Origin of the sequence: Streptomyces sp. NPDC058864, from assembly GCF_042742985.1 — a bacterium.
Classification (GTDB): domain Bacteria; phylum Actinomycetota; class Actinomycetes; order Streptomycetales; family Streptomycetaceae; genus Actinacidiphila.
Window position 1 is genome coordinate 1 of the sequence record NZ_JBHYMQ010000141.1, and the last position, 5,958, is coordinate 5,958.

General features: G+C 73.2%; 7 protein-coding genes. 4 read left to right on the forward strand and 3 right to left on the reverse strand.

All coding sequences use genetic code 11. The features are described from left to right. Window positions 1-38: 38 nt before the first annotated feature. The 3 genes from ACFW3D_RS41800 to ACFW3D_RS41810 all read right to left on the reverse strand — a co-directional run bounded on the left by ACFW3D_RS41800 (window position 39) and on the right by ACFW3D_RS41810 (window position 2,399). Window positions 39-620, reverse strand: a complete 582-nt coding sequence (locus ACFW3D_RS41800) for a CGNR zinc finger domain-containing protein (protein WP_500513705.1) — start codon at window positions 618-620, stop codon at window positions 39-41. 126 nt (window positions 621-746) lie between these two features. Next, complete coding sequence (locus ACFW3D_RS41805; protein ID WP_500513695.1) at window positions 747-1,715, reverse strand: SDR family NAD(P)-dependent oxidoreductase; 969 nt, start codon at window positions 1,713-1,715, stop codon at window positions 747-749. Window positions 1,716-1,925: 210 nt separating this feature from the next. Next, a complete protein-coding gene (locus ACFW3D_RS41810; protein WP_500513696.1) occupies window positions 1,926-2,399 on the reverse strand; it encodes a MarR family winged helix-turn-helix transcriptional regulator in 474 nt (157 codons plus the stop codon). Window positions 2,400-2,571: 172 nt separating this feature from the next. Here ACFW3D_RS41810 and wrbA point away from each other — a divergent pair, with 172 nt between their 5' ends. From wrbA to ACFW3D_RS41830, 4 genes are all read left to right on the forward strand, one after another. Continuing rightward, the gene (gene wrbA / locus ACFW3D_RS41815) at window positions 2,572-3,180 is read left to right on the forward strand and encodes an NAD(P)H:quinone oxidoreductase (RefSeq protein ID WP_500513698.1); all 609 of its coding nucleotides are present in this window, start codon (window positions 2,572-2,574) and stop codon (window positions 3,178-3,180) included. Window positions 3,181-3,296: 116 nt separating this feature from the next. Next, window positions 3,297-3,947 carry a DsbA family oxidoreductase gene (locus ACFW3D_RS41820; protein ID WP_500513700.1) on the forward strand — a complete coding sequence of 217 codons (651 nt, stop codon included), beginning with the start codon at window positions 3,297-3,299 and terminating at the stop codon, window positions 3,945-3,947. Window positions 3,948-4,037: 90 nt separating this feature from the next. Then, window positions 4,038-4,919, forward strand: a complete 882-nt coding sequence (locus ACFW3D_RS41825; protein ID WP_500513701.1) for a helix-turn-helix transcriptional regulator — start codon at window positions 4,038-4,040, stop codon at window positions 4,917-4,919. Between the two features lie 136 nt (window positions 4,920-5,055). Then, window positions 5,056-5,769: an SDR family oxidoreductase gene (locus ACFW3D_RS41830; RefSeq protein WP_500513703.1), complete on the forward strand. Its 714-nt coding sequence runs from the start codon at window positions 5,056-5,058 to the stop codon at window positions 5,767-5,769. Window positions 5,770-5,958: the final 189 nt, after the last annotated feature.

A 5,958-nucleotide genomic window follows, 5' to 3' on the forward strand; every position in this document is an offset into this window, starting at 1 on the left:
GGGTCTCCGGGGCCCGGCCACCCGGGCGCCTCGTACGGCTACTCGCCCCGCGCCGCGGCGGCGGACGCGGCCAAGGGCGGCTTGGCCGCCTTCTTGCGTGCGCGGTACGCCGCCGCCTTCACGCGGTTGCCGCAGGGGTCCATGGCGCACCACTCGCGGCGGCTGCCGTGCGATCGGTCGAGGTAGATCTGCGTGCACTCCGGCCTGCTGCACTCCTTGACCAGCTCCGCGTCCGGGCCGCTCAACAGGCGCACGGCCTCGCGGGCCAGCGACGACAGCGCCTGCTCGGCCGTCGCCTCGACCCTGCGCCCGTCCCTGGTGAGCTGCGGGACGGCGGACGGCCGGCGCGCCGTCGCGTTGAGCAGCGCGAGCGCGTCGGCGTCGTAACCCTCCTTGTTCAGGGCGGACCTGACGAGCGAGAAGACCGCCTCCCGGAGGGAGACCGCCTCCACCACGTCGGACGGCTGCGAGAGCACGTCCCCGTCGACGAGCCCCGACTCGCGGAACCAGGCGTCGAGGCTCTCGGGCGTGGTCAGCATCTCCTGGGGGTCCGGGTTGCGGCGGCGCCTCAGGGTGCCCACGAAGTCCAGCACGGGCAGACCGCACTTGAACACATGCATCATGTCACCATTTTGACAGGTGACGAACAAGAGGGCAAGGTGCGCGCCCGAAAGCGACCCGCCTTTCCCGCCGGCCGCCGCCGCACGGCGGCGCGGCGGGCAGCACGTCCCGCCCCGGCGCCGGGGTCAGGAGGTGACCGCGGGCGCGGTGGCGAGCATGTCGAGGGAGAGCTGCCACAGGCGCGCGGCGCTCAGCGGGTCCAGGGCATGGGCGGCCACACCGCGGCGCAGGCCCGGCCGGTGCGGTGCGGCCTCGGCGCAGTCCTCGAAGTACCGGCCGGTGACCCCCTCGACCAGCGGGGAGGCCGCGAGCAGCACCGAAGTGGCCGCGCCCTGCTCGGTGTTCTTCACCGAGACGCCGTCGCTCTTGCCCGGCTCGAAGGACGCGGGGGCGTCGAGGGCCGATCCGATGTGCCGGGCGAGGTTGGTCTCGGCGATCCGCCCGGGGTTCAGGGCGTTGACGCTGATGCCGTCGCCGGACCAGCGCGCGGCGGCCTCCACCGCGAACAGCACGTTGGCGGTCTTGGACTGGCTGTAGGCGGCCCAGGCGTCGTAGGGCCGGCGCTCGAAGCTGACGTCGTCGAAGAGGACGTCGCCGTTGACGTGGCCGACCGAGGCGACCACGACGACGCGTGCGTCCCCGGCGGCCCTGAGCGGCGCGTGCAGGCCGGTGGTCAGCGCGAAGTGACCGAGGTGGTTGGTGGCGAACTGCAGCTCCCACCCCTCGGGGGTGCGGGTCTCGGGCGTCGCCATGACGCCCGCATTGTCCACCAGGATGTGCAGCGGGCCCTCCCACGCGGCCACGAAGGCGGCGATCGATGCCCGGTCGGACAGGTCGAGCGGTGCCGTCAGGACCCGCTCGTTGCCGGTGGTGGCGGTGATGTCGGCCGCGGTCCGCGCGCCCGCGGAGGTGTCGCGTACGGCGAGGGTGACCTCGGCGCCCGCGGCGGCGAGGGCGCGTGCCGTCTCCACGCCGATGCCGGAGGAGCCGCCGGTGACGACGGCCCGCCGCCCGGTGAGGTCCACGCCGGCGACGACCTCCGCCGCGGTGGTCCGCGCTCCGAACGGGGTGGTGATGAGTGCCTGCTCGGTCATGCCGTCTGCCTTCCTGTGCGCCCCGTCAGTCCTGCGGAGCGGGAAATCGGTGTCCGCTCTCCAGGCAAACACCGGGGAGGCACAGGTCAGGGGGGTGGAAGGGGCCCCGCCCAACAGGGGTCCGGCAGTACCCCTCCGGCGCCGGGCAGGACCCGGCGGCGACCGTGCGGCCAAGGGGACGCGATCGCCCCGGGCCTGGGGCGGCCGCGATCAGGCGCGGTCGCCCTGCTCGCTCGCGACGTGGCGCAGCGCGACGGCCAGCGCGCCGAGGTCGTGGCCGCCGAAGTGGTCGACGAGGTGGCGCCGCACGCTGGCGAGGTGCGTCGGCCAGGCCTGCTCCAGCCGCTCGAGCCCGGCCTCGGTGAGCACCGCGTTCCAACCGCGGCCGTCCTCGGCGCACTTGACGCGCTCCACCCAGCCGTGCTTCTCGAGCCGGATGACGACGCGCGTCATGCCGCTGAGGGAGAGACTGCAGACGGCGGCAAGTTCGCTCATCCGCATCGCGCGCCCCGGGATCTCCGACAGGTACATCAGCGGCGTGTACTCGGAGAGCGGAAGCCCGGCCCCCTCGATCATGTCGGCGTCGACGGCGCGCGGGAGCTCCAGGAGCACCCGGCCCAGCGCACGCACGAACGCTTCCTCGGCAGCGCTGAGGGGCTGCAACTGCTGCTTCGTGGACGCCATCCCCCCACTTTAGCTTCTTGACCGGTCAACGAGGCCCCAATGATCGCGACTCCTCCGCGGGCACACGTTTTTGACAGTTGTCGACCGGTCGTCTAGCTTCAAATAGGCGACCGGTCGGTTAGAACCGGTTCGATCACCCCCCGCAAGGAAACGAAGGAACGGAGCGCCTCCTGTGGCCACCCCCGTCAAGCTCGCGATCGTCTACTACTCGTCGACCGGCACCATCACCGAGATCGCCAGGGAACTGCGCGACGCCGCCGTCAAGGCCGGCGCCGAGGTCCGCCTGGTCAAGGCGGCCGAGCTCGCCCCGCAGGCCGCCATCGACACCAACCCGGCCTGGGCCGCCCACCACGCGGCCAACGCGCACGTCCCGCACGCCACGCCCGAGGACGTCGAGTGGGCGGACGCCGTGATCTTCGGCACCCCCACCCGCTTCGGCAACGTCTCCGCGCAGCTGAAGCAGTTCATCGACACGCTGGGCGGCCTGTGGGCCGAGGGCAAGCTGATCGACAAGGTCTACAGCGCGTTCGCCTCCAGCGCCACCGCGCACGCGGGCCAGGAGGCCACGCTGCTGTCCCTCTACACCTCGATCCACCACTTCGGCGGGATCACGGTCACCCCGGGCTTCACCCAGCCGTCCAAGTTCATCGACGGCAACCCCTACGGCACCTCCCACGTGGACGGCCAGGGCAACAACCCCGTGGACGAGGTCACCCGCACCGCGGCCCGCGTCCAGGCCGAGCGGGTCGTCCGGGTCGCCGCGCAGCTCAAGGCCGCCTGACCCGTACCGGCACCCCACCGGCAGCGGCGCCGCGCGGCCCCACCACCCCGACACCGGGGCCGCGCGGCGCCGCCCCCACACCCCCACCGAACCCACGAACAGGGAGATGCGGAAACATGCGCGTCGAGATCTGGACCGACATCGCCTGCCCTTGGTGCTACGTCGGCAAAGCACGCTTCGAGCGGGCCCTCGCCGGCTTCGAGCACCGGGACGGCGTCGAGGTGCTGCACCGCTCGTTCGAGCTCAACCCGGACGCCCGGAACGGCACGACACCGATCATCGACGCCGTGGCCAAGCAGTACGGGCGCACCCGCGAGCAGCAGGTGGCGCGCGAGGAGCAGGCAGCCTCCGAGGCCCGCAAGGAAGGCATGGGCTTCCGGATCGGCGGCCGCGTCTACGGCAACACCTTCGACGTCCACCGTCTGGCGCACCTGGCCAAGGAGCGCGGCGTCCAGCAGGAGCTCCTCGACCTGGCCTTCCGGGTGAACTTCGCGGAGGAGCGTTCCGTCTACGACCGGGAGACCCAGCTGGACCTGGCGGTCGAGGCGGGACTGGACCGGGCGGAGGCGGACGCCGTCCTCACCGACCCCGAGGCGTACGCCGCGGAGGTCCGGGCCGACGAGCGGATGGCCTCGGAGCTCGGCGCCGGCGGCGTGCCGTTCTTCGTGCTCGACCGGAAGTACGGCGTGACCGGGCTCCAGCCCGCCGAACTCTTCACCCGCGCCCTGGAGCAGGCCTGGGAGGACCACGCCGCGGCCGGGCGCTGACGCCCGGTCCGGGGGGAGGCCGACCGGGGGGGTCCCGCAGTACCCGCCTACGGCTCGTCCGCACGTGGCGGGCGTCGTAGCGTGAAAGGGATGGACGCGCACATGACCGGGGCCGACACCCGGAACACCGCACTCGGGGACTTCCTGCGCTCGCGTCGCGCGAGGATCTCCCCGGAACAGGCCGGCCTGACCCCCAAGCCGACCGCCCGCCGGGTGCCCGGTCTGCGCCGCGAGGAGATCGCCCAGCTCGCGGGCGTCAGCGTGGACTACTACGTACGCCTGGAGCGCGGGCACCACGTCAACGCCTCCGGGACCGTCCTGGCCGCCATCGCCCGCGCCCTGTGCCTGACCGACGACGAACGGGACCATTTGTTCGCCCTGGCCCGGCCGGCCCGGCCGGCGCCCCGCCCGCTGCCGCCGCAGCGGGTCCGTCCCGCCGTGCACCGGCTCCTGGAGACGATGACCGACGTCCCCGCGGTGGTCGTGGGACGCCGCACCGACGTCCTGGCCTCCAACCGGCTGGCCCGCGCGCTCTACACCGACTTCGACGCGCTCCCCCAGCGGCAGCGGAACATGGCTCGCTACCTCTTCATGGACCAGGCCGCCCGCACCCTCTACGACGACTGGGTGGGAGTGGCGCGCACCTCCGTCGCCGCGCTCCGCCTCTACGCCGGCAAGCACCCCCACGACCCGCGGCTCGCCGAACTCGTCGGCGAACTGTCCGCGTACGACGCCGACTTCCGGGCGTGGTGGGACGACCACGACATCAGGCGCCGCACCTACGGGGTCAAGCACTTCCGTCATCCGGTGGTCGGCGAACTCACCCTGCAGTACGAGGCGCTGGCCGTCACCGGCGATCCGGACCAGATCGTCGGCGTCTACACCGCGGAGCCCGCGACCGCCTCAGAGCGGGCCCTGCGAAAGCTCGCCGAGTGGGCCGAGCACACCGACCCCACCGGCCGGACCATCTGACTTTCACACTTAAAGTCAGCTGTTAGCCTGGCCCCCGCAGGCCGGTCCGCGCCTGCCCCGAGGGCTGCCGCACCGCCCGGGCCGCCGACGACGGCGCGGCCCTCCGAACGGCGCAGGCCCGCAGCAAGGAGGCACGATGCACATCAAGGGATCGGTCGCCCTGGTGACGGGCGCGAATCGCGGCATCGGCCGCGCCTTCGCGCGCGCCCTCATCACCCATGGCGCGTCCAGGGTCTACGCGGGCGTCCGGGACCCGGAGAGCCTCGTCGACCAGAGCCTGGTGGACGACTGCCTCGTCCCCTTGCGCCTGGACGTCACCAATCCCGAGGAGATCGCCGCGGCGGCCGCCACCGCCGGCGACGTCAGCATCGTGGTCAACAACGCGGGCACCGGCGGCAGCGGCACCCATCTGCTGGACGGCCCCTTCGACGGCGCGCGGCAGGCGATGGAGGTCAACTACTTCGGCACCTGGGCCGTTTCCCGGACCTTCGCCCCGGTCCTCGCCCGGAACGGGGGCGGGGCGCTGGTCAACATGCTCTCGCTGGCCTCCTGGGTCGGCCAGCCACTGATCCCCGGGTACGCCGCCTCCAAGGCGGCGGAGTGGTCGCTGACCGACGCCCTCCGCCAGGCCCTGCACCCCCAGGGAACGCTGGTGGTGGGCGTCCACGCGAGCTTCGTGGACACCGAGCTCAGCGCCTGGACCGACCGCCCGAAGATCAGCGCCGCGACGGTGGCGGAGCTGACCATGGACGCGCTCCTCCACGACCGGCAGGAGGTCCTCGCCGACGAGGAGACGCGGCGCGCCAAGTCCGCGCTCTCCGAGCCCCCGAGCGCCACCCCCGGCGGCTGACGCAGCGCTCGACGCCCCGCCCGGCACGGCGAAGGCCCCGGACGTCTCCGTCCGGGGCCTTCGCCCTGCACTCCGGCGCCCACCGACCGGGCCGGTCAGCGGCCGGCGGTCTGGCCGCCGTCCACGGGAAGGGTCACACCCGTCACGAAGGGGGCCTGCTCCAGGTAGAGCACCGCCCCGACGCTGTCC